This is a genomic window from Arthrobacter sp. TS-15 (assembly GCF_006964045.1).
Lineage (GTDB): Bacteria > Actinomycetota > Actinomycetes > Actinomycetales > Micrococcaceae > Arthrobacter.
This window is the reverse complement of record NZ_SDXQ01000038.1, coordinates 1-26,463: the sequence shown is the minus strand read 5'-3', so window position 1 is coordinate 26,463 and position 26,463 is coordinate 1. Positions and strand designations below refer to the sequence as shown.

23 protein-coding genes are annotated in these 26,463 nt (G+C 61.7%); 14 read left to right on the top strand and 9 right to left on the bottom strand.

The features are described 5' to 3' along the window. Window position 1: 1 nt before the first annotated feature. Window positions 2-1,345, top strand: coding sequence for an MFS transporter (locus EU811_RS15730; protein ID WP_142939274.1), 1,344 nt, complete (start codon window positions 2-4; stop codon window positions 1,343-1,345). 18 nt (window positions 1,346-1,363) lie between these two features. On the opposite strand, the gene EU811_RS15725 is transcribed toward EU811_RS15730, so the two are convergent. The 3 genes from EU811_RS15725 to kynA are packed head-to-tail and all read right to left on the bottom strand — an operon-like array spanning window position 1,364 to window position 4,387. After that, on the bottom strand, window positions 1,364-2,227 hold the full coding sequence (locus EU811_RS15725) for a PaaX family transcriptional regulator (RefSeq protein WP_142939273.1): 864 nt from the start codon (window positions 2,225-2,227) through the stop codon (window positions 1,364-1,366). Between the two features lie 7 nt (window positions 2,228-2,234). Beyond that, on the bottom strand, window positions 2,235-3,473 hold the full coding sequence (gene kynU / locus EU811_RS15720; RefSeq protein WP_142939272.1) for a kynureninase: 1,239 nt from the start codon (window positions 3,471-3,473) through the stop codon (window positions 2,235-2,237). 44 nt (window positions 3,474-3,517) lie between these two features. Further along, entirely contained in the window at window positions 3,518-4,387 is an 870-nt protein-coding gene (gene kynA / locus EU811_RS15715; protein WP_142939271.1) for a tryptophan 2,3-dioxygenase, read from the bottom strand. A 123-nt stretch (window positions 4,388-4,510) separates the two neighbouring features. Between kynA and EU811_RS15710 the strand changes: the two genes are divergently transcribed. The 5 genes from EU811_RS15710 (at window position 4,511) to EU811_RS15690 (ending at window position 8,543) form a co-directional block, all read left to right on the top strand. Next, window positions 4,511-5,029, top strand: a complete 519-nt coding sequence (locus tag EU811_RS15710; RefSeq protein ID WP_142939270.1) for an HAD domain-containing protein — start codon at window positions 4,511-4,513, stop codon at window positions 5,027-5,029. A gap of 181 nt (window positions 5,030-5,210) precedes the next feature. Continuing rightward, window positions 5,211-6,416, top strand: a complete 1,206-nt coding sequence (locus EU811_RS15705) for an inorganic phosphate transporter (RefSeq protein WP_142939269.1) — start codon at window positions 5,211-5,213, stop codon at window positions 6,414-6,416. Beyond that, complete coding sequence (locus tag EU811_RS15700) at window positions 6,413-6,634, top strand: hypothetical protein (RefSeq protein ID WP_142939268.1); 222 nt, start codon at window positions 6,413-6,415, stop codon at window positions 6,632-6,634. Before EU811_RS15705 ends, EU811_RS15700 begins: the two co-directional genes overlap by 4 nt. Before the next feature lie 98 nt (window positions 6,635-6,732). After that, the gene (locus tag EU811_RS15695) at window positions 6,733-7,830 is read left to right on the top strand and encodes a hypothetical protein (protein WP_142939267.1); all 1,098 of its coding nucleotides are present in this window, start codon (window positions 6,733-6,735) and stop codon (window positions 7,828-7,830) included. 173 nt (window positions 7,831-8,003) lie between these two features. Further along, window positions 8,004-8,543 carry a dihydrofolate reductase family protein gene (locus EU811_RS15690; protein ID WP_142939266.1) on the top strand — a complete coding sequence of 180 codons (540 nt, stop codon included), beginning with the start codon at window positions 8,004-8,006 and terminating at the stop codon, window positions 8,541-8,543. Here the strand turns inward: EU811_RS15690 and EU811_RS15685 are convergent. Continuing rightward, window positions 8,537-9,001, bottom strand: coding sequence for a hotdog fold thioesterase (locus EU811_RS15685; RefSeq protein WP_142939265.1), 465 nt, complete (start codon window positions 8,999-9,001; stop codon window positions 8,537-8,539). The genes EU811_RS15690 and EU811_RS15685 overlap by 7 nt on opposite strands. A gap of 160 nt (window positions 9,002-9,161) precedes the next feature. Between EU811_RS15685 and polA the strand changes: the two genes are divergently transcribed. The 4 genes from polA (at window position 9,162) to rpsA (ending at window position 15,914) form a co-directional block, all read left to right on the top strand. Next, the gene (gene polA / locus EU811_RS15680; RefSeq protein WP_238703433.1) at window positions 9,162-11,804 is read left to right on the top strand and encodes a DNA polymerase I; all 2,643 of its coding nucleotides are present in this window, start codon (window positions 9,162-9,164) and stop codon (window positions 11,802-11,804) included. A gap of 105 nt (window positions 11,805-11,909) precedes the next feature. Next, the gene (locus EU811_RS15675; RefSeq protein ID WP_142939263.1) at window positions 11,910-13,223 is read left to right on the top strand and encodes a GNAT family N-acetyltransferase; all 1,314 of its coding nucleotides are present in this window, start codon (window positions 11,910-11,912) and stop codon (window positions 13,221-13,223) included. A 341-nt stretch (window positions 13,224-13,564) separates the two neighbouring features. Further along, entirely contained in the window at window positions 13,565-14,248 is a 684-nt protein-coding gene (locus EU811_RS15670; RefSeq protein ID WP_238703429.1) for a polysaccharide deacetylase family protein, read from the top strand. Window positions 14,249-14,432: 184 nt separating this feature from the next. Beyond that, the gene (rpsA, locus tag EU811_RS15665) at window positions 14,433-15,914 is read left to right on the top strand and encodes a 30S ribosomal protein S1 (RefSeq protein ID WP_026540604.1); all 1,482 of its coding nucleotides are present in this window, start codon (window positions 14,433-14,435) and stop codon (window positions 15,912-15,914) included. A 213-nt stretch (window positions 15,915-16,127) separates the two neighbouring features. Here rpsA and EU811_RS15660 read toward each other — a convergent pair whose 3' ends face one another. After that, window positions 16,128-16,817: an IMPACT family protein gene (locus EU811_RS15660; protein WP_142939261.1), complete on the bottom strand. Its 690-nt coding sequence runs from the start codon at window positions 16,815-16,817 to the stop codon at window positions 16,128-16,130. Between the two features lie 22 nt (window positions 16,818-16,839). Here EU811_RS15660 and coaE point away from each other — a divergent pair, with 22 nt between their 5' ends. The 4 genes from coaE to EU811_RS15640 all read left to right on the top strand — a co-directional run bounded on the left by coaE (window position 16,840) and on the right by EU811_RS15640 (window position 22,784). Beyond that, window positions 16,840-18,078, top strand: coding sequence for a dephospho-CoA kinase (coaE, locus tag EU811_RS15655; protein ID WP_142939260.1), 1,239 nt, complete (start codon window positions 16,840-16,842; stop codon window positions 18,076-18,078). Between the two features lie 30 nt (window positions 18,079-18,108). After that, the gene (uvrB, locus tag EU811_RS15650) at window positions 18,109-20,205 is read left to right on the top strand and encodes an excinuclease ABC subunit UvrB (protein WP_142939259.1); all 2,097 of its coding nucleotides are present in this window, start codon (window positions 18,109-18,111) and stop codon (window positions 20,203-20,205) included. A gap of 168 nt (window positions 20,206-20,373) precedes the next feature. After that, on the top strand, window positions 20,374-21,402 hold the full coding sequence (locus tag EU811_RS15645) for a TerC family protein (protein WP_142939258.1): 1,029 nt from the start codon (window positions 20,374-20,376) through the stop codon (window positions 21,400-21,402). A gap of 29 nt (window positions 21,403-21,431) precedes the next feature. Then, entirely contained in the window at window positions 21,432-22,784 is a 1,353-nt protein-coding gene (locus tag EU811_RS15640) for an MFS transporter (protein WP_142939257.1), read from the top strand. Here EU811_RS15640 and EU811_RS15635 read toward each other — a convergent pair. The 4 genes from EU811_RS15635 to EU811_RS15620 form a co-directional block, all read right to left on the bottom strand. Then, complete coding sequence (locus EU811_RS15635) at window positions 22,781-24,124, bottom strand: alpha/beta fold hydrolase (protein WP_142939256.1); 1,344 nt, start codon at window positions 24,122-24,124, stop codon at window positions 22,781-22,783. The two genes, EU811_RS15640 and EU811_RS15635, sit on opposite strands and share 4 nt — an antisense overlap. Next, window positions 24,117-24,629 (bottom strand): GNAT family N-acetyltransferase, encoded by a 513-nt coding sequence (locus tag EU811_RS15630; RefSeq protein WP_142939255.1) that lies wholly within the window; start codon window positions 24,627-24,629, stop codon window positions 24,117-24,119. Before EU811_RS15630 ends, EU811_RS15635 begins: the two co-directional genes overlap by 8 nt. Before the next feature lie 32 nt (window positions 24,630-24,661). Continuing rightward, the gene (locus EU811_RS15625) at window positions 24,662-26,035 is read right to left on the bottom strand and encodes a CoA transferase (RefSeq protein WP_238703428.1); all 1,374 of its coding nucleotides are present in this window, start codon (window positions 26,033-26,035) and stop codon (window positions 24,662-24,664) included. Between the two features lie 26 nt (window positions 26,036-26,061). Continuing rightward, window positions 26,062-26,463, bottom strand: a 402-nt coding sequence (locus EU811_RS15620; RefSeq protein ID WP_142939253.1) for a DUF3516 domain-containing protein, incomplete at its 5' end; no start/stop codon positions are given.

Genomic DNA, 26,463 nt, shown 5'->3' with positions numbered 1-26,463 from the left:
CATGTCCAGCACAACCCAGCAGTCTACTGCGCTGCGCAAGACACCCGGAAAAGCGGCCTTGGCCTCTTTCCTGGGTAGCACACTTGAGTATTACGACTTCTTTATTTACGGCTCAGCCGCGGCATTGGTGTTCGGTCCTTTGTTCTTCCCTTCGGATGACCCCGCAGTCGGCTTGATCGGTGCATTCGCCACCTTTGGCGTGGCTTATGTGGCACGTCCGGTGGGCGGGCTGGTGATGGGCCATTTCGGTGACAAACTGGGCCGGAAGAAGGTCCTGCTCATCACGTTGAGCGTCATGGGTCTTGCTTCCCTGGGCATCGGATTCCTACCCAGCTACAGCCAGATCGGGGTATGGGCACCCATCCTCCTGGTGGCAGGGCGCCTTGCTCAGGGTTTTTCCGCCGGCGCCGAATCTGCGGGTGCTTCAACCTTGACCCTGGAACACTCTCCCGAGGGACGGCGTGGATTTTTCACCAGCTTTGTCATGACCGGATACGCCTCAGGGATGGTGCTTGCCACGCTTGTTTTCATTCCCGTGGCCGCACTTCCCACTGAAGCCCTCATGAGCTGGGGATGGCGTGTACCGTTCTGGCTCTCCATTGTGGTTCTGGCCATCGCCTACTGGGTGCGGACGCACTTGGACGAAACCCCGGTGTTCGAAGAAGCAAAGGACCGCAAGTCAGTTGCGCCCATGCCGCTCCGGGAAGTCCTGCGCTTTCAATCGGCAGATGTGGTCCGGGTGGTTGGCATGTCCATCATGTCGGTCATGCAAACCATCTTCACTGTCTTCGGCCTGTCCTACGCCACAGGTGCGGCGGGATTCGATAAAGCATCCATTCTCACCGTCAATGCCGTGGCGATCGGCCTGTCCATGTTTGTGATGCCCTTGACCGCCAGGATCTCTGACCGGGTGGGCCGGCGGCCGCTGCTCCTGACGGCGGCCATCGGCTGCTCGGTGACCATCTTCGCCTATTTCGCGGCGTTATCCACCGGCAACATCTTCTTGGTCTTCGCCGCGGCGTTCGTCAACATGACACTGCTCTACTCCTGTTTCAACGGGATCTGGCCCGCTTACTTCGCTGAACTCTTTGCCGCCCCCGTCCGCTACTCCGGGATGGCTTTGGGCAACCAGCTGGGCTTGGTGGTTGCCGGATTCGCGCCGTTGATCGCAGGTTTGCTCCTCGGCAAAGGTAGCGACGGCTGGCTACCCGTAGCCTGCTTCGGGGTCCTGTGCATGGTTATCGCAGGGGTAGCTGCGTTCTCTTCCCGGGAGACCGCCAAGACACCCCTTGAGGACCTCGGGGAGCCGTACTGGCAGGGCGTCGTGTCCCGGAACGGGAAGTAGGCTTCGGGAGCAACTGCATCAGGAAGCACGCAGTATGCTGCGCACAAACTCCCCGCTCGGTTCCGCGTAGGCATCAACTATCCGGCTGAACAGGGCAGTACCTTCGGCCCCGGGCCAGTCCTCAGGCAGGAACGCCGACGGCAGTCCGGGGTCGAGGTACGGGATGATCCGCCACCTGTCGATGCACTGCACATACGTAGCAAAGGCCTCAGGTGAAGGCTCCACGGGTTGGCCGGACTGCCCTTGGGCATCGGCGCCGTTTCCGCTGCCTGATCCGTGCTCGTGGATGAAGTCCCTGTGCAGTGCAGCTACCGCATCCAGGTCCCACCATTTGGACGCGGCGTCCTGAAGGGTGCCGCCCACCAGCGGAGTTTCCGTCACGAAGATGGTGGACATGGTCCGTAGCTCCAGATCTGTGAGGATTTCCTCCACCTCCGGACGCAGCGAATCGGGGCAGATCCACAGTCCGGCAGCCACCGTACCGCAACCGATCCAGTGCAGCCTGCGGCGTAATTGATGCCGTTTTTCGCGTTCGGTCTCCGGTATGGAGAAGGAAATCAAGCACCAGGGATCTGATTCCGACATACTCCGCGGGTTGTAGATCCTCCGGTCGCCGCGGGCCAGCATGGTTGCGGCGCCCTCGGTCAGCGTAAACCCGGGCACACCATTGCGGGATTCCTGCAACACCACATCTTTCTTGCGAAGCCGGCCCAGGGCAGTCCGGGTTACTGTTCCGGAAGTCCCCAACGCTTCCATGAGGGTCACAATGTCCTTGGTGGACATCCAGCCCCCGGCGTCCCGCAGATACAGGCCAACGACTGTGCGCAGCAACGAGGTTGTACTCCCGGGGCGGGAGTCCATGTCGTCAAGGACGGCACTCATCACCGGCTCACAGCAGTTCGGAGAGGGCATCGCGGATGGCTGCGACTCCCAACTCAACCTCGGCGTAGCTCGTGCTCAGGGGCGACAGGCCAATGCGGAGGCCGTGCGGGGGGCGGAAGTCCGGGATGACGCCCTTTTCCCAGAGCTTGGCCGTGACATCGGCGAACAGCGGGTGGTCCACGGTAATGTGCGAGCCTCGCTCTGCAGGATTCCGGGGGCTTACGATTTCCGCACCAAGAGGCACCAAGTGCTCTTCGGAGAGCGCGATTGCGTACTCGGTCAGTTTGACCGATTTTTCACGCACGGCGTCCATGCCTACCGAGGCGATCAGTTCCAGCATGTCCTTCATCGGCTGCATGGCCAGCACCGGAGGTGTTCCGGTGATAAACCTGCGCATGCCCTGCGCGGGCTTGTATGACTCCGTCATTCCGAAGGGATTATCGGCACCCATCCAACCCCAGATGGGTTGCTGCAAACGATCCTGCTGAGAGGCGTTGACGTAGGCAAAGGCGGGTGAGCCTGGTCCGCCGTTGAGGTATTTGTACGTGCAACCGACGGCGAGGTCCACGCCCCATGCGTCAAGTTCCATGGGCACCGAAGCAACCGAGTGGCAAAGGTCCCAAAGCATCAGTGCTCCGGCTTGGTGCACCTTTTCCGTGATCCCCTTGGCGTCGGCCAGGAACCCCGAGCGGTAGGCTACATGGCTGAGGACCACCACTGCCGTCCGCTCACCCAGCAGTCCGTCCAGGTCTTCGGCACGAACACCGCTGGCAGGGTTCGCAGCGATCCATTTGATGCTGGCCCCGCGCTCCTTGGCGATGCCCTCAATGATGAATCGGTCGGTAGGGAAGTTGTCGCGGTCGATGATGATCTCATCGCGGCCCGGCTGGGCGTCCACGGCTGCGCGGATCATTTTATAGAGCATCACCGAGGTGGAGTCACCCACAGTGGTCTGTCCCGGAGCGGCACCCAGGGTCACTTCACCAATGAGGTCGCCTACCGCGGTGGGCTCGTCCATCCACTGCTCGTCCCATCCGCGGATCAGGCGGCTGCCCCAGGCGTCGTGGACAAAGGATGCCAGATTCGCGGAGGTGACCTTCAGCGGGCGGCCCAGTGAGTTGCCGTCCAAATACGAGACGAGCTGATCGGCGTCGGGCGCGTAGAAGGCCTCGCGCTGGGCGGCGAGGGGATCAGCGGCATCCAGTTCGGCCGACGTCGGTTTTTGGGTTTGTTGCGCTGTTGTCATGGTTCCTCCTGCGGAAGTGTTGGGCGGCAGAGCCGGGCGTCTGGTTAGTTGCCGATCTCGGTGCGGACGGCGTAAAGCTCGGGGAAGAACGTGAGGTCCAGGGCGCGCTTCAGGAAGTCCACTCCCGACGATCCGCCTGTGCCTACCTTGAAGCCGATGGTGCGCTGGACTGTCCTCAGGTGGCGGAACCGCCAGGCTTGGAAGTTGTCCTCAATATCCACAAGATCCTCGCAGGCTTCGTAAAGGCCCCACGGAGTGTCGTCCGATTCGTAGATCTTCTGGAAGATGGGTACGAGGTCTTGACGGAAGGTCCACGGCTCGCTGGTATCCCGGGCCAGGATGTCGGCGGGGATGTCGTAACCTGCGCGGGCCAGGACGTTCAGGAAAGCGTCATACAACGTGGGCTCCTCCAGGAGCGTGCTGAGTAACGCATGAGCTTCGGGTTCGCTTTCAAAGACGCGCAGCATCCCGCGGTTCTTGTTGCCCAACAGAAATTCCACGCCGCGGTATTGATACGACTGGAACCCTGACGAACTGCCCAGGAAGCCGCGGAACTGGGCGTATTCGCGGGGCGTGAGGGTCCCAAGGACGGACCATTGCTCAGTCATGGTTCGCTGGATGGCCTTGACCCGGGCGATGCACTTGAGCGCCTTGCCCAAATTGTCGGCGTCGAAAAGCCTCCGGGCTTCCAGCAATTCATGCAAAACCAGCTTCAACCAGAGCTCGCTGGTCTGGTGCTGGATGATGAACAGCAACTCGTCGTGGTGCTCTGGCTCACTGAGGGGGTGCTGGGAGCTCAGCAGGCGGTCGAGGTCCAGATACCCGCCATAAGACATTGCATGCCGGAAATCGGTGCGGACACTGTCCTCGATATCGCGGACGCTTTGGGCGGAATGGACTGTGGGCTTTTCCATGCTTAGACAATATCACTTGCATGACGCACGTCAAGGTATTGATTTACGCAAAGTATCCAGCTCCGGTTTGTAGCTAAGTTCTCGCGTAGGCTGAATCTCAACCGTTGGGGAAGGGGAGTGGCCATGGATGCCCGTCAAGACACTCATGCACCTGTGTCCGTATATCTGGACGTCGACGGCGTGGTGAACCCCTTCAGTCCCCTCGGAACCACGGACTGGGGAAGCGAATGGACCTTCGCCGACGCCGGAATCCTGGATGTCGCTTTTGCGCAGGAGGTTGTCGCTGAACTCAATGACCTTGCACGTCACCCCGATGCTCGATTTGTGTGGCTGACCACCTGGGAGGGCCTCGCGCCGGAGTTTCTATGCCCCGCCATCGGCCTGAACGGACAGGACTGGCCGGTGCTTTCCAGCCTGGGCTGGGATGAGGGCAATGAGTGGTGGAAACTGGTGGCCCTTCAAAAGGATCTGGCCGGCGCCGGAAGTGAGCGGATCATATGGATTGACGACCAACTCAGCCAGGAGTCCGAGGCCCGATCCTGGGCCGAATACCAGCAGGATCGTGTGCTTTGCATCTCACCGGATCCGCGCAAAGGTCTATCCCGTCGCGACCTCGAGGCTGTCAGGGCTTACCTGCGGTGAACCGGAGCCCCGGCACGTTTGTCCGCTCACCGGAAGGCACGTAGGATTCTTAAGGTTTCAAGCCCGCCGGAGTGAATACCGCAAGCCGAGTCAGTTGAACACTTGCTGAACTATGCTGTGGATGGCAGGTATGGGGAAGTGAAACTGCTGAACGTCGTCGACTCTGCAGATTGGGCAACAGGTGGATATCACCTTCATGGTCGCGCTGGTAATAGCGTTGGCCCTATTCTTTGACTTCACCAACGGGTTTCACGACACTGCCAACGCGATGGCTACGCCTATCGCCACGGGGGCGATCAAGCCCAAGACGGCTGTCGCCCTGGCTGCCGTGCTCAACCTCGTCGGCGCATTCCTCTCTACGGAAGTGGCCAAGACCATCTCCGGTGGATTGATCCGGGAAGGGTCAGAGGGAATCCACATCACCCCTGACATCATTTTTGCCGGCCTCATGGGGGCTGTTCTCTGGAACATGATCACCTGGCTCAAGGGCCTGCCATCGAGTTCGTCGCATGCACTGTTCGGCGGCCTCATCGGCGCAGCAGTAGTAGGCATCGGCTTCCACTCCATCAACTTTGAGACAGTACTGCAGAAGGTGATCCTGCCTGCCATCTTCGCGCCGCTCATAGCAGGGCTCGTCGCGTACATCTGCACCCGCCTCGCTTATGCCCTCACCTCCCGGCATGATCCCGAGACAGGCGACAAGCTAACTCAGAAACGTGGTGGCTTCCGCACTGGACAGATTTTCACCTCAAGCCTGGTGGCCCTGGCACACGGAACCAACGACGCCCAGAAGACCATGGGCATCATCACCCTGGTGCTTATCGCAGGAGGCACTCAGGCTCCGGGCAGTGGTCCGCAGTTCTGGGTCATCGCAGCCTGTGCTTTCGCCATCGCCATCGGTACCTACGCAGGTGGTTGGCGCATCATCCGCACCATGGGCTCGGGCCTCACCGAGGTAAAGCCGGCACAGGGTTTCTCCGCGGAAACCAGCACCGCCTCTGCCATCCTGGCCTCATCCCACCTGGGCTTTGCCCTTTCCACCACGCAGGTAGCATCAGGCTCAGTCATCGGCTCAGGCCTTGGCCGCAAGGGGACATCTGTCCGCTGGGGCACTGCGGGCAAGATTGCCCTGGGCTGGTTGTTCACGCTACCGGCCTCTGCCATCGTCGGCGCGCTGACGGCTCTCCTGGTGAGCATCGGCGTCGTTGGCGTCATCATCGCCGCAGTGGTGGGTACTGCCGCGGTACTGTTCATGTTCGTCGTTTCCCGCAAGTCGCACGTCGGCCACCACAACGCCGTCGAAGTTGAAGAAGCCGGCCATGCCGTGCGGTTCCGCAAGAAGAAGAAATCCCGAAAGACAACCCCCAGCGAGGATGTGCAGCGATGAAATGGTTGGAATTGCTGCAGGTGGCGGGAGTAACCCTCGTGGCCGCCGTTACCTTGGTGGTGCTTTACTCATTGGGCGTTCGCCTAACGGCCATCGCCGGTGACGCCCAGCAAAAGTCGCCTGTTTTGGTGCGCTCATTGGCCTACGTATGCTTCGCGTTCTGCGCAGCCGCGGTACTTTTCGGCATCTACCTGATTGTGCCCTATTTCGGAAAGTAGCCGCTGTTTTCTGGCTGTGAGGTCCTCCAGGGAGAATAATCAGCAGTGCAGTTATGCACATAGCTGCGTCATTCTGAACCGGCAGATGTGGGGCCGTCATGACGTTCCTTACCCGGGACCAGCTCATTGGAGTGGTGCTGGTTCCCGTCGTCGTCTTGGGACTTTCTGCCTGCCTTCCTTCCGGAAACGACGGCCTCCCCTCTATCTCCACGCCCACCTCGACGTCCGTCTCACCCCCGGCGACGTCCACGGCTCAGGCCGCCTCACCAGAGGCCACATCACCGCAGGAAGCTTCAGCTGAAGCCACCGCCACGCAGGCCGCCTCAACACCGGACGCTGTCCAGACCAGCCCACCGCCGGCCGCAACGCCGCAAAGTGAGTCGGCGCCGCAACAGCCCACCGGCGTCGGACCAACCGGCAGTCCCCGCAGCGGCAGTCAACCCGAGCGGGCGCCGAAGTCCGAGGAAACCGCAGAGGCGCCCCCGCAGGAGCCCACCGTGGTGAGTTGGCTGCCAACCGGGCCCATTGGGTCAGATGATCCCGCCCCCGGTCAGCGGTACCTCATGCTGCAGCAGTTCCAATGCGATGCGCTGACTCAAAGCGTTGAGGGCGCAGCAGACGCTGCCGTCTGGCAGGCGGGCGCGGCGGTGTGCAGGGCCCTGCAAACCGGAAGTCAGGACGACTGGCAGCAAGCATCCTTAGCCGTGGCCAGGACCCCGCGTATCCCGCAAAAGCAGTGCCTTGAGTTCCGGGTGGCGGCCACATCGGCATTTCTGGTGGCTCAGTACCGCAGTAACCCCGGATCTGTTTTCAAGGCGGAGCCCGGTCCCGGCGAAGCGTGCCCCCGGCAATTGCTGAGGTTGACCGTAGTGGACGAGGACTTGCGGCCAGTGATTGGCATGCCCCGCGCATCGGGACCCATCTCAGGGGGCACTATTGTTCGCTTGGACGGCTACTACGTGCGGGTAGGAGAAGTCCTGTTTGATGGCGTCCCCACAGTTCCGGACATTGTGGCCGGGGGAGGGGACTACCAAGCGTTATACCTGCGGATGCCGCCCGCTGAAGGCAGGGAATCCATCCGGATCTCCATCAAAGACACGGTGGAGGTTGCCGGAACGGTGACGTTCTTCTACGTGGATCCTGCCGTGCCTGGCAGCACCCTTCCACCTGCTGCTGAACCGGCCAAGGAGCCCTAGACGCCCAGTTCATCGCCGCGTACGACTCCGAAAAAAGTCGTCCCGGGTAAGCCAGCCAATACCGCAGCCCGCTGATGAGTCAGGGTCGCTGCCCAGTCCGGTCGCTGCCCAGTCCGGTCACTGTAATGGCCGGTCACTGTCCTGGCCCGCTCGGATTGCCCTAGTCTGAGGCCATGGCGATTTTCCAGTATTACGTAGCTTCAACCATTGATGGCTTCATCGCCTCACCTGAGGACGATCTTGGCTGGCTCCTCCAGTTCGACCAAGCTGAGGGAGTCAATGAGAGCATCGAATCTTTCATGGCGGGCGTTGGATGCATTGCCATGGGCGGCGACACCTACCGCTGGCTCATGGAACATGAACCCGGCAAATGGCCGTACCCGGATACCCCATGCTGGGTCTTCACCCACCATGAGTACTCAGCACCGGCCGGAGCGGATATCACCTTTGTCCGTGGCGACGTCCGCGAGTTCGCACCGGACTTACTCAAGGATGCAGGCGACAAGAACGTCTGGCTGGTGGGCGGAGGCCACCTCGTGGCTCAGTTCGCCAACGCCGGATTGCTCCACGAGATGATCGTCACCATCATTCCCGTGGTGCTGGGCGCGGGAAAACGGCTGCTGCCGCTCAACGGCCCGACGGCGCCGCTTGAGTTGGTCTCTTCCAAGATCCTTGGTGGGGCGGCGGCTGAACTTCACTACCGGCTTCAGTGACGGTTGTCCCGGATCATATTGGTGATCCGGGCAGTTGAGAGCCGGCGGCCCTTGTCATCGGTGATAACAATCTCGTGCGTTGCCAGTGTGCCACCCAGATGGATGGCGGTGCAGGTGCCCGTCACGATACCGCTGGCAACGGAACGGTGGTGGGTTGCGCCCACCTCTATGCCTACGGCGTGTCGTCCCCGGCCGGCGTGAAGCGATGCAGCGAACGACCCCAAGGTCTCTGCAAGGACAACGTGGGCTCCGCCGTGCAGGATACCTGCCACCTGCGTGTTTCCTTCCACCGGCATAGTGGCCACCGTGCGCTCCGCACCCATTTCCGTGAATCGGATACCCAGTTTCACCACGAGGGCGCCAACGCCATGCGCTGAGAGCCAATCGTGGAACTCTTCGGGGACACCTGCTTCATTGAGCTCGTCGACAAACCGGTTCGGCGTGAAATTGTCCATCATGCCAACTAGGCTGGCACCTGTGAGTGAAACAACCAAACCGGACCAGGTTCCAACGGCCCAAGCTGCTGCCATCGCTACAGCACCCACCCCCTCTGCATCAACCACCACCAGCACTACGGGGGAGGGCCGGCCCAGGCTGCTGGTCCTGGACGGCCACTCCATGGCATTCCGGGCTTTCTATGCCCTTCCTGCGGAGAATTTCTCTACGGCCAGGGGGCAATACACCAACGCTGTCCATGGGTTTACTTCCATGCTGATCAACCTGATCAAGGACCAGAAGCCCACCCACGTTGCCGTGGCATTCGACGTTTCTGACGACACCACGTTCCGTAAGGCTGAGTACAGCGAATACAAGGGCGGCCGCAACGCCACCCCCGCCGAGTTCGCCGGCCAGATCGGCCTCATCGCCAAGGTCATGGAAGCCTGGGGCATCAGGACCATTGCCATGCCCGGATATGAAGCCGATGACGTCCTGGCCACGCTGGCCGCCCAGGGCGACGCCGCAGGCTTTGAGGTGCTGCTTGTTTCCGGTGATAGGGATGCGTTCCAGCTCATCAATGACAACGTCTTTGTCCTGTACCCCAAGCAGGGTGTCAGCAATATCCCCCGGATGGATGCTGCGGCCATTGAGGAAAAATACTTCGTCAAGCCCGGTTTGTACTCTGACCTCGCTGCCCTCGTGGGTGAAACCGCGGACAACCTTCCCGGCGTTCCGGGCGTCGGCCCCAAGACCGCGGCCAAATGGATCAATCTCTACGGTGGCCTTGAGGGCATCCTGGAAAACCTAGACTCCATCGGCGGCAAAGTGGGCGGCGCCCTGAAGGAGAACCTTGAGAACGTCAAGCGCAACCGCAGGCTGAACCAGCTGCTGACCGACCTCGACCTACCCCTCACCTTGGCTGACTTGCACGAGCCACGTCCGGACCGCCAGGCGATCGAGGAGCTTTTTGAGGAACTCGAATTCCGGACTCTCCGGACGCGGCTGTTCGATCTCTACGGTGAGGACACCGCCGGAGCGGCCCCGGACACCATTGAAACCCCGGAATACACCGTCCTCAAGGACGCCCCGGGACTCGAGGCCTTCTTTGCCGCTGGATCCGGCGTGCGTTCGGCACTCGCGGTCCAACTGGTACCCGGACGCGTCGGTGATGACGCAAGTGCCCTGGCTGTCGTCAGGAGCAACGGTGCGGCCTACATCGACCTAACGGGCCTGGACGCCGCAGCTGAGTCGGTTTTGTCCCGGTGGCTCCAGGACCCCGAGGAAGCCAAGGTGCTGCACGAGTTCAAGTCTGCACTCAAGGCCCTCCACAACCGTGGCCTCGGCTTGGAAGGCGTGGTGGATGACACCTCCATCTCCGGCTACCTGATCCAGCCGGACCGCCGCAGCTACGACCTCGCTGAGCTGGCCCAAGTGCACCTGAAGATCTCCTTGGCCGCTGCTGCGGCCCAATCCGGACAGTTGGAATTGGACCTTTCCGGTGACACCGACGAAGCTGCCGCAGCAGCGCTCGTCCAGCATGCCGCCGTCGTGCATGCACTCAGCAAACACTTCGAAACCGAACTTGCCGACATCAAGGCCGACGCCCTGTTGACCACGCTGGAACTCCCCGTGGCGCGCGTGCTGGCCCAGATGGAACTCACCGGCATCTACGTATCCACCGACCGGATGGACGAACAGCTCGCCGACCTCACCAAGGTCATCGAGAACGCTCAGGAGCAGGCTTTTGCCGCGATCGGACACGAGGTCAATCTCGGTTCGCCCAAGCAGTTGCAGACCGTCCTGTTCGAGGAACTCGGCCTGCCCAAGACCAAGAAGATCAAGTCCGGCTACACCACCGACGCCGCGTCCCTGAAGGGGCTGCTGGAGAAGACCGGCCACGAATTCCTGGTCCAGCTCATGGCACACAGGGAATCTTCCAAGCTCGCCCAGATGGTGGAGACCCTCAAGAAGTCCGTTGCCGATGATGGTCGTATCCACACCACGTATGCGCAGAACATTGCAGCAACAGGCCGCATCTCCTCCAACAACCCCAACTTGCAGAACATCCCGGTCCGCAGTGAAGAAGGGCGTCGCGTTCGCGGCATCTTCGTCGTCAGCGACGGCTATGAGTGCTTGCTGTCGGCCGACTACTCCCAGATCGAGATGCGCATCATGGCGCACCTCTCCGGGGACGAGGCCCTCATCCAGGCCTACCGTGATGGCGAGGACCTCCACCGCTTCGTGGGATCGCGGATCTTCAACGTTGCGCCGGCCGAAGTCACCAGTGCCATGCGTTCCAAGGTCAAGGCAATGTCTTACGGCCTGGCGTACGGCCTGACGTCCTTCGGATTATCCAAGCAGTTGGAAATCTCCGTGGATGAAGCCCGGACTCTCATGAAGGACTACTTCGACCGCTTCGGCGGAGTCCGCGACTACCTGCGCGGCGTAGTGGACCAGGCCCGGACAGACGGTTACACAGCCACCATCGAGGGCCGCCGCCGCTACCTCCCGGACTTGACCAGCACCAACCGGCAAGCCCGCGAAGCAGCCGAGCGCATCGCCTTGAACTCACCCATCCAAGGCTCAGCGGCAGACCTCATCAAGCGCGCCATGCTGGGCGTCTCGGCCGAACTCGCCAGCCAAGGACTCAAGTCCCGCATGCTGCTCCAGGTCCACGACGAACTGGTGCTGGAAGTTGCGCCGGGAGAACGCGAAGCCGTGGAGAAGCTGGTCATCGAACAGATGGGCTCGGCTGCTGAATTGTCAGTGCCGCTGGATGTCCAGATTGGCGTCGGTTCCAGCTGGTACGAGGCCGGACACTAAGCCAGGCACGTATTTGTTGAGTCCAGCCAAGGATTCAAGCGAACGCCTGAGGGCGCGCCGCCGAGATGGTGGCGCGCCCTCCGGCGTCTGGCTAGGCTCAATGGCGTGGCCGATCCCAATGAAAACAAGTCCGGAAAGTACACCGTTCAACGATTCCCTGCCGTAGCTGATCCAGATGACGCCGGCTACAGCCGCTGCACCACCTGGGTGCAGGCCGTATCCCACGGGTTCCACCAACAACGGCGCGACGATGAATACCTCGCCAGAACCTTGGCGGCCTATCAAACAGATCAGCGCGAGCTGACGGGCGTCTACGTCAACGGCAACGTGCCGGAGCATTCTCTTGGCTCAGAGGTTCCCGTGGCAACGTACGCCACCATGCGCAAGGCCTTGAACATTGGTTTTGGCCGCCAACTTGAGTCCAACCTCGTTACCGCCGTGACGGTCCGCGGCACGCACCGGCGGAACGGAATCCTGCGCGGCATGATGACCGCCGATCTGGAAGCTGCCAAGGATGACGGCCTTGCCATGGCCGCCCTCACGGCGTCTGAAGCGTCCATCTACGGCCGTTTTGGCTTTGGCGTGGCCACTTTTGAGCGAAGCATCAAGGTTGATACCGGCCCTCGGTTCAGGCTCCGGGGGCTGCCGCAAGGCACCATGGAAGTCGCCGATCCGTCCGTGCTCCTGGACGTGGCACCGCAGGTCTTTGAACGTGTCCAGCGGCTCTCGCCGGGTTCCATTGACCGGCAGGAATACTACCGGCTTCTCGCTTCCGGTTCCATCGGCCACGACGGCAAGCCCGACACCTCCGTTCGTTGCGCCCTGCACTATGACCTTTCCGGATCATTGGATGGCTACGTTTCCTACCGCTTCAAGGGCTGGGACCACAAGCCGTTCACCATGGAGATCGTGGACCTCGTGGCCGCAAGCAATGCGGCCTACATGGACCTGTGGAGGTTTCTGGGCAGCATTGACCTCATCGACAAAGTGACGTGGGTTGAAGCGCCGGTGGATGACCCTCTTGCGTGGGCGCTGGAAGATCCGAGGTGCATTGAGGCCTCGGAGATCCGCGACATGCTGTGGCTCAGGATCCTGGATACACCAGCTGCCTTGCAGGCCCGCAGCTTCCCCGTTGCCGGCAGGCTGGTGCTGGAGGTGACGGACTCCCTGGATTTGGCGGGTGGCACCTGGGTTCTGGAGTCCGACGGCGGTGCTGCCGCCGTCGTGACGGAAGCGTCAGGCGAGGCGCCCGACCTCAGCCTGGACGTCGCCGACCTCGCCTCCATTTATCTTGGGGCTGTGTCGCCCGTTACCTTGGCGGCCGCTGGTCGCATTAGCGAGCACACGCCGGGAGCTGCGTTCCTAGCACAGCAACTGTTTGCTGTGGAACGATCCGCGCACTGCCTGACGCACTTCTAGAGGCCGTCAAGCAAGCGCGACCACCACCACAACCACATAGTTACAACCAGAGAAGGACATCCATGGGGGATTCCACGCGGCGGCCGTTGGCCGGCCGGCGATCAGTGCTGCTTGGAATGGCAGGCCTTGCCTCGGCTGCCCTGACGGCGTGTGCGAGTGGCCCTACGCATACCGCCGGCTCGAGCGGAGACCTTGCTGCCCCAACGTCCCCTCGTTCGGGCCCGGCCACACCGCCGCCTTCCATAGCCGCCAAGTCCCGCGAGCAAGCCGTTGCGGCCCTCGCTCCAACGTCTCCCGCTTCGCCAGGGCCCGCATCCACTGTGCCGTCGAAGCAACACATCATGGCGGAGTTCCACGGAAGGCACCCCAAGGAATGGGGACTGCACGTGACGGGAGTGGTGAACCGCACAGCGTCCGCCAAGGTGGTCTTGACATTTGATGCGTGTGGCGGTCACGGCGGCACAGGATGCGACCACGCACTCCTGCAAACTCTCCGGAGACACAACGTCCCTGCAACGCTGTTCATCAACAGCCGATGGATCCATGCCAACCCCGCGCTCTCGGCAGAGTTGGCCGCCGACCCCCTGTTCGAACTCGCCAATCACGGCACTGCCCACCTGCCGTTGTCAGTGAGTGGCAAGTCCGCCTACGGCATTCAGGGTACCGCTTCAGTGGCAGCCGCTTACGATGAGTTGATGGGTAACCAGCAAATCCTGCAGGAGCTGTGCGGAACGGCCCCGAAGTTTTTCCGCCCAGGCACTGCGTTCTACGACGAAGTTGCGGTGGAAATGACGCGAAGGCTCGGTATGTTGCCGGTCAACTTCACAGTCAACGGCGACGGTGGAGCCACATATTCTGCTGCCACAGTGGCCGGTGAAGTGGGGCGTGTGGTGGCCGGGGACATCGTCATTTCGCATTTCAACAGACCTGCGGCAGGCACCGCCGGCGGCTACGCGCGGGCTTTGCCCCAGCTGCTGGACCACGGAGTCTCCTTTGCCCGCCTCGGGGACGTCCTGACGGTATAACGCTCCTTTTGACCCTGCTTTGCCAATGCGACTAGAATAAACGGGCGTGTACTACGTGCATGCATCCATTTTGTACTAATCCACAAATCAGGATGACCCGGTAATTTGCCGTGTTCTGCCGTCCGGACCCGGGCGGCAGCGGTTTGCCTGACCGACTAACTATCCACAACGGAGCCCCTACTACATGACCATCACCTCCACCGAGAAGCCCGGTACCCCCGTAGTCGCCATTAACGACATCGGTACCGCTGAGGACTTCCTCGCAGCTGTCGACGCCACCATCAAGTACTTCAACGACGGAGACCTCGTCGAAGGTACCGTCGTCAAGGTCGACCGCGACGAAGTTCTGCTCGACATCGGTTACAAGACCGAAGGTGTCATCCCTTCCCGCGAGCTTTCCATCAAGCACGATGTTGATCCCGGCGACGTTGTCGCCGTTGGCGATCAGGTCGAAGCTTTGGTTCTCACCAAGGAAGACAAAGAAGGCCGTCTGATCCTCTCCAAGAAGCGTGCTCAGTACGAGCGCGCCTGGGGCGACATCGAGAAGGTCAAGGAAGAAGACGGCGTCGTTACCGGTACCGTCATCGAGGTTGTCAAGGGTGGCCTCATCCTGGACATCGGCCTGCGTGGCTTCCTCCCCGCATCGCTCGTGGAGATGCGTCGTGTCCGCGACCTCGCTCCGTACATCGGTCAGCAGATCGAAGCCAAGATCATCGAGCTGGACAAGAACCGCAACAACGTTGTGCTGTCCCGCCGTGCATGGCTCGAGCAGACCCAGTCCGAGGTTCGCTCCACGTTCCTCAACAAGCTGGAAAAGGGCCAGGTTCGTCCGGGCGTTGTTTCCTCCATCGTCAACTTCGGTGCATTCGTGGACCTGGGCGGCGTAGACGGCCTCGTTCACGTTTCCGAGCTGTCCTGGAAGCACATCGACCACCCGTCCGAGGTTGTCGAGGTTGGCCAGGAAGTCACTGTCGAGGTCCTCGAAGTGGATCTGGACCGCGAGCGTGTCTCCCTGTCGCTCAAGGCTACGCAGGAAGATCCGTGGCAGACCTTCGCCCGCACCCACGCCCTCGGCCAGGTTGTTCCGGGTAAGGTCACCAAGCTGGTTCCGTTCGGTGCGTTCGTTCGCGTCGAAGACGGCATCGAAGGCCTCGTGCACATCTCCGAGCTGGCTGTCCGCCACGTGGAGCTTGCAGAGCAGGTTGTCTCCGTTGGCGACGAACTGTTCGTCAAGGTCATCGACATCGACCTCGAGCGTCGCCGCATCTCCCTCTCCCTCAAGCAGGCTAACGAGGGCGTTGACGCTGACAGCACCGAGTTCGATCCCGCTCTGTACGGCATGGCCGCTGAGTACGACGAAGAGGGCAACTACAAGTACCCCGAGGGCTTCGACCCCGAGTCGAACGAATGGCTCGAGGGCTACGAGACCCAGCGCGCCGCTTGGGAGCAGCAGTACGCTGACGCCCAGACCCGCTGGGAAGCTCACAAGAAGCAGGTTGCCCAGCACGCTGCTGACGACGCTGCTGCTGCAACGTCCGGTGAGTCCGATTCCGGCACCACCAGCTACTCCTCGGAGCCGGCTGCTGCTGAGTCCAACACCGGCGGCGGTACCCTGGCGTCCGACGAAGCACTCGCTGCACTGCGTGAGAAGCTGACCGGCAACTAATTCCGCTTCCCTCACGGGATGAGCTGAATAGCCAACGAAGGACCCCTGCCTCCGGGCAGGGGTCCTTCTGCTTTCGGCCCCTACATCGCATCTGTTTCCTCCCGACGCACCCTTAACCACTGGTGCAATAGGCGGCAACGGGCGCGCTGCCGGGATGAGCCAGGTGCAAACGGCGTTAGGGGGTGTAAACGGCGTTAGGGGTGCGAACGCAGTTCAGTAGGGGACGTCCACCCATTCGGTGCCCTGTGGCAGCAGCTCAAGAGTTCCTGCGGTGAGGGACGCCAGCCGGGCGTGGGCCTCGGAGATGGCGCCTGCATCGTCAGGCAAAGCCACTCGAAGAACCGTGTCTCTGGCTTCGTATCCGGTTTCCGCCATGACATACCCGGCGCCGCGAAGTTCGTTTTCCAAACGACCAGCCTCCGCGTGGGGGACGTCAATGGAGCACAGGCGCAGTCTTCGCCGCTGAACCAACGGTGCCAGGTCCAAGGCGGCGGACACCGACTCGGAGTACGCGCGGACCAGGCCGCCTGCGCCCAGCAAGACCCCGCCGAAATAGCGCACGACGACGACACTGACGTCGCTAAGGTTCGTCACCTTGGGTGAGGTCTCCCTTTTGACGAGCGCCTCCAGCATGGGGACACCCGCCGTACCCGAGGGTTCGCCGTCATCGCTGGAGCGTTGGATCATGCGATCAGGACCTATGACGAAAGCTGAGCAATGGTGGCGGGCGTCGTGGAATTCACGGCGAAGGTCACTGACCAATGAGCGTGCTATTTCCTCATCGGTTGCGCGACGGAGGACTGTGATGAAGCGGGATCTGCGGATCTCCAGTTCGTTGCGGAAATCCGCACCGGCCGCGATGGTCGTATACGTCGTAGCGCGGCTGTCATCCTCATTTTTCACCGCTTCAGTCTAGTGTTGGAGGGTGTTGAAGATTGGGTTGACTGGCGGCATCGCCTCGGGAAAATCGTTGGTGGCGTCCAGGTTGCGGGAACTTGGTGCAATCCTGGTGGACGCAGATCTTATTGCGCGTGAGGTAGTGGAGCCCGGAACTCCTGGCCTGGAGCGGGTTGTTGGGGCCTTCGGTCCCGGCATCCTCGACGCCAATGGCAGGCTTGACCGGCCGAAGCTCGGTTCCATGGTGTTTCAGGACCCTTCCCAACGCGAAGTTCTCAACAGCATCATCCATCCGCTGGTCCGGGAGGTTGCTGCGGCAATCGTGGCCAGTGCGGGACCTGGTGACATCGTGGTCCAGGACATTCCACTTCTTGTCGAAACCGGGCAGGGCAGCAACTTCCATCTGGTAGTGGTGGTGGATGCCCCGGATGACGTCCGCGTTCAACGCATGGTGGAGTTTCGGCAGATGACCACGGAGGACGCGTTGGCTCGTATGGCCTCACAGGCTACGCGAGCAGAACGCAACGCCGCTGCCGACGTCGTCCTGGACAACTCCGGAGCCCGGGAGCAGTTGCTCGCCGCGGTGGATGCTTTATGGACGCACCGCCTGGCGCCCTTCGCGGAGAACCTTCAGCGGGGCACCAGGGCCCCGCGCGAAACCGGGCCGGTCATGAACGCTTCCAAGTCGGAGTGGATTGTGCAGGCGCAGCGGTTGGCTGCGCGCATCACCGCTGCAGCTCCCCGCGAGATCCTTGCAGTGGATCACGTAGGCTCTACCTCGGTGCCAGGGCTGGCGGCAAAGGACGTGATCGACCTTCAACTCGCCGTGGCTGACCTTGAGACAGCGGACCGCATTGCTCCTGCCCTCGCCGCGGCCGGTTTCCCCGCCGTGCCCGATTCCCATCAGGACACCCCGAAGCCACCGGAACTAGATCCCGCGCTATGGCAGAAACGGTTCCACGCCAACGCTGATCCGGGCCGTGCGGTGAACCTGCACGTCCGGGTGGCCGGCTCACCCGGATGGCGGTACGCACTGCTGTTCCGCGACTGGTTACGGGCAGAACAGTCTGCGGCGGAACTGTATCAAGCACACAAACATGAAGTGGCGGCCACGCACGCCGGGGACCAGGGCACTGCTGCCTACGCCGACGCAAAGGAGCCGTGGTTCACAGAGGTCGCTTGGCCACTCATGGATGCGTGGGCCACCCGCACAGGGTGGATGCCGCCGTCGTATATGTCTTCTGCTGATGGCAAACGCGGACAGTAGCTGTCCTAGGGCAGGGGTAGATTGGTTTATATGAGTCTTGCCCAGGAGATCAATCGTGTGGTCGCGCCCTTCGAAGTAATCAGTGAATTCAAACCTGCCGGCGATCAGCCCACCGCTATCGCGGAACTGACCGAGCGAATCAACAACGGCGAAAAAGACGTTGTCCTCCTCGGCGCCACAGGTACAGGTAAGAGTGCAACGACGGCGTGGCTCATCGAACAGGTCCAGCGACCCACCCTGGTGATGGTCCAAAACAAGACACTCGCCGCGCAGCTGGCCAATGAGTTCAGGGAACTGCTGCCCAACAACGCGGTGGAATACTTCGTGTCCTACTATGACTACTACCAACCTGAGGCCTACGTAGCGCAGACGGATACTTTCATTGAGAAGGATTCCTCCATCAATGAGGAAGTGGAAAGACTCCGTCACTCCGCCACCAATGCGTTGCTGACCCGACGCGACGTCATCGTGGTGGCCACGGTTTCCTGCATTTATGGCCTGGGCACGCCCGAGGAATACATCGCCGGCATGGTCACGCTCCGCAAGGGCGCAGAGATGAACCGCGACCACCTTCTCCGGAAGTTTGTCTCCATGCAGTACGCCCGGAATGACATGGATTTCCACCGGGGTACCTTCCGGGTTCGCGGCGACACCGTGGAGATCATTCCCATGTATGAAGAACTCGCCATCAGGATTGAGTTCTTCGGCGATGAGATCGAGAACATTCAAACGCTCCATCCCCTCACCGGCGAAGTGCTGCGGGACGAAGAAGAAATGTATGTTTTCCCGGCCTCACACTACGTGGCTGGTCCGGAGCGGATGGCCCGCGCCATCAAGCGGATTGAGGACGAACTTGCTGACCGTTTGAAGGTCCTCGAAGGCCAAAACAAGCTTGTCGAAGCCCAACGGCTGCGGATGCGCACAACATACGACCTCGAAATGATGCAGCAGATGGGTTTCTGCAACGGCATCGAGAACTATTCCGTCCATATCGATGGCCGCGAACCCGGAACGGCGCCACACTGCCTGATCGACTACTTCCCTGATGATTTCCTTCTGGTAGTGGATGAATCACACGTCACCATTCCGCAGATCGGTGCCATGTACGAGGGCGACATGTCCCGCAAGCGGAACCTCGTGGACTTCGGCTTCCGCCTTCCCTCGGCCATGGACAACCGGCCCCTGAAGTGGGACGAATTCCTGGAGCGCATCGGCCAGACCGTCTATCTGTCCGCAACGCCGGGTAAGTACGAGCTCGGCAAAGCCGACGGCTACGTCCAGCAGATCATCCGCCCCACCGGCCTTATCGATCCCGAGGTCGTGGTCAAGCCCACCAAGGGTCAAATCGACGACCTCCTCGGTGAAATCAGGACCCGGACGGAGAAGAATGAACGCGTTCTTGTCACCACGCTCACCAAGCGCATGGCGGAGGACCTGACGGACTACCTCGTGGGCCACGGAGTGAAAGTTGAGTATTTGCACTCCGACGTCGACACCCTGCGGCGGGTGGAACTGCTCCGCGAACTCCGCATGGGCGTGTTCGATGTCCTGGTTGGCATCAACCTCCTCCGTGAAGGCCTCGACCTGCCTGAAGTTTCCCTCGTGAGTATCCTCGACGCTGACAAAGAAGGGTTCCTGCGATCCTCAACCTCCTTGATCCAGACCATCGGCCGCGCAGCGCGTAACGTGTCCGGCCAAGTCCATATGTACGCGGACAGGATCACCGACTCCATGGCCCACGCCATCGAGGAGACCAACCGACGCCGCGCCATCCAGGTTCAGTACAACACGGACCATGGCATTGATCCTCAGCCATTGCGCAAAAAGATTGCCGACATAACCGATCAGCTGGCTAAGGAAGACGCAGACACCCAGGAACTGCTCAATAACAACCGGCTCGCCAAGGGGGGCAAGCGCAAGACGTCCGCAAAGGGTGCCGCCACCGTACGCCAGGACGGTCTTGCCGCAGCTCCAGCCGAAGACCTTGTGGGCCTCATTGAGCAACTAACAGAACAGATGCACGGGGCGGCTGCAGAACTCCAGTTCGAAGTTGCCGCCCGCATCCGTGACGAAGTCAAGGAGTTGAAGCGCGAATTACGCCAGATGCAGTCCGCCGGGCACGCCTAAGGTATGGTTTAGGTCACGTAGGGGAGTATCCCAAGCGCTACATCCGTCAGCACGCAAGGCACAGATGCCTCGCCGGATCTAGCGGGCCGCCAATTTTTGCATTCACCGCACCCTGGCAGGCCGGAGAGACTTACACCGCTTTCCCGTACCCTGCGAAAGGCACCTTTAATGCAGCTTCCCGTCTGGTTTGAGATCGGCTCCTTTGTCGTTCTCGGAATCATCCTGCTCATCGACCTCCTGTTGGTCGTCAAGCGTCCCCACGAACCTTCCATGAAGGAAGCCGGCCTCTGGGTCGGCTTCTATGTAGGACTGGCGCTGCTGTTCGCAGTAGCCATGTTCGCATTCGCCGGTCCCGAATATGGGGGCCAGTTCGTCGCAGGGTGGGTCACTGAGTACAGCCTCAGCATCGACAACCTCTTTGTGTTCATCATCATCATGGCCCGCTTCTCGGTGCCCCGTAAGTACCAGCAGGAAGTGCTGATGGTGGGCATCATCATCGCGCTGATCCTTCGCGGAATCTTCATCGCCCTGGGTGCAGTAGTGATCGAGCAGTTCAGCTGGGTCTTCTACATCTTCGGCGCGTTCCTCCTCTGGACTGCGTGGAAGCAAGCCAAGGATTCCGGTGAAGACGAAGAAGAGGGCGCCGAGAACCCGCTGATCGGTCGCCTCCGCAAGGTCTTGCCGATGTCCGAGAAGTTCGACGGCAACAAAATCCGCACGGTGGTGGACGGCAAGAAGGTCTTCACCCCCATGCTGATCGTCTTCGTGACCATTGGCTTGACCGACCTCCTGTTCGCCGTTGACTCCATCCCCGCTATCTTCGGCCTGACCCAGAGCGCCTTCATCGTCTTTACGGCGAACATCTTCGCGTTGATGGGCCTGCGTCAGCTGTACTTCCTCCTCGGCGGGCTCATGACACGTCTGGTGTACCTCAAGCACGCCCTATCCGTGATCCTGGCCTTCATCGGCGTCAAGCTTGTCCTGCACGCCATGCACGTCAATGAGCTCCCGTTCATCAACGGCGGCCAGCACATTGAGTGGGCTCCTGAGATCCCCACTTACGTATCGTTGGCCGTCATTGTCGGTACCATCATCATTGCTGTCGTAGCCAGCCTGATGAGCCCCGCAGCACGCCAGGCGAAGCTGGATGCGCGTTTGGAAGAGGACGCACGCAAGAGCATGAGCGAGGCAGAGTAACTGACCCCCAAAAGTTGTAGTCTCGTGAAGTGACTACCACTTCAACTACGGCGCTGGACCCACAACGGGTTCAGCGCCGTACTGTTTTCCTGCTCAGTTCCGCGCAGTTGCTCAGCGGCGTCGGCAATGGCGCCACACTCTCCATTGGGTCCTTGCTGGCCGTGGATTTGTCCGGATCCGAAGCCTGGGCGGGATCCATCACCACCGTCCTGACACTGGCTGCCGCAATCGCAGCACTGCCGCTGGCTCGCTTGGCTGAGGCCCGCGGACGGCGCGTGGGCCTTGTCACCGGGTTGGTAGCTGCGATGGTCGGTGCACTGCTCATCATCGCCTCAGTCATGAGCCAGTCTTTCGTTCTACTTTTGCTGGGCGCAGCCTTCCTCGGACTGGGCACTGCCGCTAACCTGCAGGCCCGGTTCGCCGCCGTCGACCTCGCTGAACCGGAGCGCCGGGGCCGATCATTGTCCACCGTGGTCTGGGCCATCACCATCGGAGCCGTGGCTGGGCCCAACCTGATCCAGCCCGGAGCCGCAGTGGGGGAGGCACTTGGCCTGCCGCCCATCGCAGGCCCCTTCGTGTTCTCCGCTGTGGGACTTTTCCTGGCAGCCGGACTGTTGTTCGCAGGCTTGAGGCCGGATCCACTACTGCTGTCCCGTCAGCTGGCTGCTCACGTTGGGGCTGGTGACGATCCAGGGGCGCAACCCGTCCGGGGAACCATCCGGTCCGGTCTTCGCGCCGTTCGTGCATCACCCCAGGCGGTGTTGGCGCTGGCGGCAGTCGTCGCCGCCCATGGCGTCATGGTGGCCGTTATGTCCATGACACCGCTGCATCTCCAACAGCTTGTGGGTGGAAGCCATGATGGACACCATGGTGGGACCACGGACAGCACGGATGCCCTGGTGGTTATTGGGCTAACGATCTCCCTCCACATTGCCGGCATGTTCGCCCTGTCGCCCCTCTGGGGGTGGCTGACGGACAAGGCCGGCCGCTTCCAGACCATTGCCATGGGGCACGGGCTCCTGTTGGTGGCGGTGTTCATCGCCGGATTCGGCCAACGTGAACCTGTGTTGGTCACTGTGGGGTTGATATTCCTCGGCCTGGGATGGTCCGCGGCAACCATTGCCGGGTCAACGCTCTTGGCCGAAAGCGTCGAACCCGAACAACGGGTCACTGTGCAAGGCGTCTCGGACACCCTGATGGGTGCCGCAGGAGCACTCGGCGGCGCAACGTCCGGCCTGCTCTTAGCCTGGATCGGCTATCAGGGGCTCAACATCGCTTCAAGCCTTCTGGCGGCAGCAGTGTTGGCCTTGACGGCCGTCATTGCTGTCCGCCAGCGTATGTCGGCCGCGGGGAGCGGACCACTGGAGAACACATCCACCTAGCGCTGGGCGCGCACCATGCCCAAGAGCTTCCTGAAGATCCCCTCACCGTCTTCACCGATGCCATCATGGTGGAAGTCCGATGTGACCCAGGCCTGAAGACCTCGCACGGCTGCAGCGGTCTCCAGCGAGAGATCGTGGTCCACGTAGATATCGTCTTTGTACACGGCTGCCGCTACGGGCACGCTGTTGGATGCCAACCGGGCGGGGTCATACAACGGTTTCCAGTCTTTCCGGGCCGCGAGGTGTTCGGCGACTTCCCGCAGGGGAACAAGCGCCGGATCCTGTTCGAAGTACCAGGGGTAAACCATTTCTCCCGTGAGCAGCGGCTCGACTGCTTCAGGCTTGAACTCCGGGTAGTCCTCAAGAACACGCCAAGCAGCCCAATTGGTTGCCTCGCCTTGGCCGTAGATGGATTCGTGCAGGACGGCATAGAGCGGATTGGCCGCACGGCTCACGAGTGCCCGTACCTGTTCCAGGAAAGATTCGGACAACCGCTCACCGGTGAGCGTGCTGATGAACGCGTCTTCCAGAAGGTAGTGGAGCCCATCCACCCTGGTGTTTCCGCCCAGGAAGGATCCCACCATCTGGAAACGCTCAGGAGTCAGCCGTTCACCGCTGGCCAGGAGTTCAGGGTGCTGCTCCAGATGACGGGCGATTCGCGTGACCTTTTCCCGGTCCTCCGGGTACCACGAGAAATACTCGGCGTTCCTTGCGGCAACCCGACGGAACGTTGCCTGGTAAACGCGGTCTGCTGAACCGTGGAGCGGGGCCAGGCCACCGGTGATCAGCACCTCACGCAAACCCTCCGGCGCAAAGGACAGATACGTCAGCGCACAGAATCCACCGAAGCTCTGTCCCAGCACCGACCACGGCCCGGAGCCCAGAACGCCCCGGATGTACTCGGCATCGGCCACGATGGAATCAGCGCGGAAATGGGTCAGGTAGTCCGCTTGCGCTGCGGCGTCGCCACGGAGCTCCAATGACTGCCGCTCAATCGGAGTGGATAAACCCGTGCCGCGTTGATCAAGCATCAGGATGCGGAAGTCCTTGGCGGCCGCCTTCATCCAGCCGGACAGTGACGTGACGCGGTTACCCCGGCCGCCTGGCCCACCCTGGAGGTACAGCAGCCACGGCAGCTTGGCGGCCTCTTGCGGCGAATGGCTGGTGGAAGAGTATTCCCGCGCAAAGATGGTGATCGTCTCTTCGGGGACCAGCTCCTGGTGCACCAAGGGAACCGTAAAATAATGCTCCGCCGTCCGGAGTCCACGAAATTCGTGGCGGGCTTGGATGCGGTGCCCGCCGGCGGAGGGCCGCTGGTCAGCCACTGACGATTCAGCCATGGGTGAGAGCCTCTTTCGCCTCACCGATGCTCGTCCCGTACGCCTGGAGTGCGTCGCCCGTCAGCCTGAACGTTGACCATTCCTCCATTGGGAATGCACCGAGGTTCTTGTAGAAGTTGATGGAGGGTTCGTTCCAGTTCAGGACGCTCCACTCCACCCGGGCGTAACCGCGTTCGACGGCGGTGGTGGCCAGATACTGCAAGAGCGCCTTCCCGTGGCCCTCGCCACGGGCATCCGGAACCACGTAGAGGTCCTCAAGATAGATGCCGTGGACGCCCTCCCAGGTGGAGTAGTTCAGGAACCAGAGCGCGAAACCCTGAACTGTGCCCGCACTGTTTTCCGCAATGGTGGCGTAGACACGTGGATTCTCGCCAAAGAGTACTTCGGTGAGCATGGCCGGGGTGTTCTTCACGGCGTCCGGTTCCTTTTCGTAGATCGCAAGGTCGTGGATCATCCGAAGGATGGCAGGGACGTCTTCAATGGTGGCGGGGCGGATTACACTCATGCATTCGAGCTTACTAGGGGCCCGCGGGCTTCCTACCGCCAGGCAAGCTTTGACGTTCCGTAACGAACAGGCGGCTGCCGATACCTGAGTGGGGCGCCCTCAACCAGAAGAGGCGGCCCTACAAACGTGAGCTGGCCGTAGGGGCTCTCTGCTCCCAGGAGGTTCGGCTCCCGTAGTGAGCTCACAGGGATGCCCTGATACCCGGAAGGCAAGGCGAACAGCTCCTCTGCCGTCCGTGCCAAAGAGAGACTCGCAGATCCACCGGCTCCAGTCCTTGATCGCTCCGCCAGCAAAGCCAACACCGCCGCCGCGAGTCCGTAACCTGTGGCGTGGTCCAGGGCCTGTACCGGGAGCGCCCCGGGTTTCCACCCGTCGTCGTGCTTCTGTCCATACCGCTCCGCTATTCCGCAAGCCGCCTGTACCAGGCTGTCAAAGCCACGCCTTTCCCGCCAATGGCCGCTAGTGCCCCAAGCTGTCAGGGTGCCCACCACGAGCTCCGGCCTCGCAGCGAGCAGGGCAGCGGGAGATAAACCGAATCTGTCCAAGCCGCCGGCCCGGTACCCGGTGATCACCACATCCGCGGAGGCAACAAGACCGTGGACAGCTGCCAGGTGGTCCGACTTCCTGAGATCCGATTCGGCGCTGCGCTTGTCGAACCCGGCGTCGATGAAGGCTTCGCTCAGCTCCGGAAGGAGGGGCGGGTCGATACGCAAAACGTCCGCACCCAGCGCACCTAAAAGGCGCGTTGACGTGGGCCCGGCGATGACGCGCGTCAGGTCGAGCACTTTCAGCCCGTCCAAGGGCCGGAGCGGGTCCGCAGACGGCGCCCATGACGAGGCCTTCGAACCCAAGGACGCAATATCAGAGAGGGACAGGCTGACCCAAGGGCCGGAGCTTGCCGCAGAGTGCATGGGGGATGAGACCCATGCATCGCGGCGCCGGACAGCGGAAGCCGCACCCTTGTGTGCCACGATTTCAGTCTCCGCCTCCAAGGAGGTCATGGACAACAACGCGTTGTCCACGTCCTGCGGAACGGTCGCCGAGAGCGCTTCCATCAACCGGGCTGCATGATGGGGATAGTTGGCGTGAAGGCGGATCCAGCCGTCCGCAGTGCGCCGGAACCCGGATGCGGGCGCGAAGCCCTGGGGCTTGCGGCCCCCAATCCGGAGGTGCCCCAGCGAATCGAAGGATGCTGCCGTCAGCCCTGAGTCAACCGAGTATCTCCCCGGGGAACCTGTCAGTGCGTTGAGCGCTGTGGCGGCGCTTTGAACCGAACCGAGCGCCAAACCCTCGACGTCCAAGCTGCCACCCCACCACCGACGTGAACCACTGCAGGCCGCCGGCTGTTCCTTGCGCAGGGCTTCCACCCCGCGCAGGCCGGAGGTCAGATCGGGGACGGATTCCATGGCGCCGGGTTCCATTGCACGTGTACCTAGAGCCTGTTGACGTCTGTCACCCGGACCACGGCGGTGCCGGTCTCATCGGACGCCGCCAAGTCGATGTCGGCAGAGATTCCCCAGTCGTGGTTGCCCGCGGGATCGTCGAAAATTTGCCGGACCTTCCACGTGCCCGTTTCCTCATTGATGATGAGCAAACCAGGACCCCGCGCGTCAGGACCGGTGCCAATGTCGTCATGTTCGTCGAAGTAGTCGTCCAAGACCTCTTCCCACCGCTCCGCATCCCAGCCGGCATCGGCGTCGAGTTCGCCCAACGCGGCGGAGTCCTCGTCGGCAAAAAGTTCAACCCTGCGGAACATCTCATTGCGAACCATCACCCGGAAGGCCCGGATGTTGGCGGTCAACAACGGCGGCGGGGGCGGGGGAGCGTCATGGGG

Excerpts from the sequence above, each read along its gene's own strand:
- EU811_RS15730 (WP_142939274.1), top strand. The coding sequence starts at position 2 with ATGTCCAGCACAACCCAGCAGTCTACTGCGCTGCGCAAGACACCCGGA.
- EU811_RS15725 (WP_142939273.1), bottom strand. The coding sequence starts at position 2,227 with ATGAGTGCCGTCCTTGACGACATGGACTCCCGCCCCGGGAGTACAACC.
- kynU (WP_142939272.1), bottom strand. The coding sequence starts at position 3,473 with ATGACAACAGCGCAACAAACCCAAAAACCGACGTCGGCCGAACTGGAT.
- kynA (WP_142939271.1), bottom strand. The coding sequence starts at position 4,387 with ATGGAAAAGCCCACAGTCCATTCCGCCCAAAGCGTCCGCGATATCGAG.
- EU811_RS15710 (WP_142939270.1), top strand. The coding sequence starts at position 4,511 with ATGGATGCCCGTCAAGACACTCATGCACCTGTGTCCGTATATCTGGAC.
- EU811_RS15700 (WP_142939268.1), top strand. The coding sequence starts at position 6,413 with ATGAAATGGTTGGAATTGCTGCAGGTGGCGGGAGTAACCCTCGTGGCC.
- EU811_RS15695 (WP_142939267.1), top strand. The coding sequence starts at position 6,733 with ATGACGTTCCTTACCCGGGACCAGCTCATTGGAGTGGTGCTGGTTCCC.
- EU811_RS15690 (WP_142939266.1), top strand. The coding sequence starts at position 8,004 with ATGGCGATTTTCCAGTATTACGTAGCTTCAACCATTGATGGCTTCATC.
- EU811_RS15685 (WP_142939265.1), bottom strand. The coding sequence starts at position 9,001 with ATGATGGACAATTTCACGCCGAACCGGTTTGTCGACGAGCTCAATGAA.
- polA (WP_238703433.1), top strand. The coding sequence starts at position 9,162 with ATGGCATTCCGGGCTTTCTATGCCCTTCCTGCGGAGAATTTCTCTACG.
- EU811_RS15670 (WP_238703429.1), top strand. The coding sequence starts at position 13,565 with ATGGCGGAGTTCCACGGAAGGCACCCCAAGGAATGGGGACTGCACGTG.
- rpsA (WP_026540604.1), top strand. The coding sequence starts at position 14,433 with ATGACCATCACCTCCACCGAGAAGCCCGGTACCCCCGTAGTCGCCATT.
- uvrB (WP_142939259.1), top strand. The coding sequence starts at position 18,109 with ATGAGTCTTGCCCAGGAGATCAATCGTGTGGTCGCGCCCTTCGAAGTA.
- EU811_RS15645 (WP_142939258.1), top strand. The coding sequence starts at position 20,374 with ATGCAGCTTCCCGTCTGGTTTGAGATCGGCTCCTTTGTCGTTCTCGGA.
- EU811_RS15635 (WP_142939256.1), bottom strand. The coding sequence starts at position 24,124 with ATGGCTGAATCGTCAGTGGCTGACCAGCGGCCCTCCGCCGGCGGGCAC.
- EU811_RS15630 (WP_142939255.1), bottom strand. The coding sequence starts at position 24,629 with ATGAGTGTAATCCGCCCCGCCACCATTGAAGACGTCCCTGCCATCCTT.
- EU811_RS15625 (WP_238703428.1), bottom strand. The coding sequence starts at position 26,035 with ATGGAATCCGTCCCCGATCTGACCTCCGGCCTGCGCGGGGTGGAAGCC.